Below are 273 nucleotides of genomic sequence, written 5' to 3'. Positions count from 1 at the left end.
ACGCCACCACCCGGCACGATGCCTTCCTCGACCGCCGCACGCGTGGCGTGCAGCGCATCGTCGACGCGGTCTTTCTTCTCCTTCATTTCAACCTCGGTGGCCGCCCCGACCTTGATCACGGCCACGCTGCCAGCGAGCTTCGCGAGGCGCTCCTGCAGCTTTTCGCGATCGTAATCGCTCGTCGCGTCCTCGATCTGCGCACGGATGGACTTCACGCGCGCCTCGATGCGCTTCGGGTCACCGGCGCCATCGATGATGATGGTGTCGTCCTTG

General features: G+C 65.2%; 1 protein-coding gene. It reads right to left on the bottom strand.

Annotated features, from left to right (window positions below):
• A partial coding sequence (locus AB4Y42_RS44480) for a TCP-1/cpn60 chaperonin family protein (RefSeq protein ID WP_368697929.1) occupies positions 1 to 273 on the bottom strand: 273 nt, incomplete at both ends.

The sequence above is a fragment of the Paraburkholderia sp. EG286B genome (assembly GCF_040965655.1).
Taxonomy (GTDB): Bacteria; Pseudomonadota; Gammaproteobacteria; order Burkholderiales; family Burkholderiaceae; genus Paraburkholderia.
Note: the sequence above shows the minus strand (reverse complement) of the source record. Positions and strands in the feature narration are given on the sequence as shown.